Source organism: Microcoleus sp. A003_D6, from assembly GCF_036702825.1.
Taxonomy (GTDB): Bacteria; Cyanobacteriota; Cyanobacteriia; order Cyanobacteriales; family Microcoleaceae; genus Microcoleus.
The window spans coordinates 6,899-7,445 of sequence record NZ_JAUBWA010000204.1 but is presented as its reverse complement, the minus strand read 5'-3'; the positions used below and the strand labels follow the sequence as shown (position 1 = coordinate 7,445).

General features: G+C 46.3%; 1 protein-coding gene. It reads left to right on the top strand.

What is annotated here, in order from left to right; all coding sequences use genetic code 11:
- Positions 1 to 166 precede the first annotated feature (166 nt).
- On the top strand, positions 167 to 547 hold a 381-nt coding region (locus QUB70_RS30820; protein ID WP_332985550.1), incomplete at its 3' end, for a DUF4114 domain-containing protein.

Below are 547 nucleotides of genomic sequence, written 5' to 3'. Positions count from 1 at the left end.
GGTCTGACCAGTTCTTTTTCAACAATTCTCTGAAAACCTCTTGACAAAAGACTTACAGCCTTAACTTGTCACCAATGCCACAGAAGGTGCAAATCCACTATTTAATGGCAGCTTGGGAGAGGCAAATTATAACCAGGGGCAGTACAGCGGGCAGAAAACATTTGGGATGAAACCGGGCGAGGCTTTTGCGGTGATGCTGGTGCCAAATGGTACTGTGCAAGATGTGTTTAAAAATCCCGGTGCCGGCGGTGACAAACGCCCGCTGTTGTCATTATCTAGCACTAATCCAGATGATGCTTGGTTGTACGGTCAAGTAGCAGATGTTACTGGCAACGGCAAGGCATTTGCGATGGAAGATCAGCGCGTCGATCAGGGTTCAGATAAAGATTACAACGATTTGGTTTTCAATTTAACAGGTGCGACTGGTAAAGCACCGGCAATAGAGAAAGTGATCGATCCAAGTAAAGATTGGACTAAGCTTGATGGTGGCAAAAAATTGATCGATTATGTCAAATCCAAGCAGCCGGTTGTGGAACCGCCTCCTGTG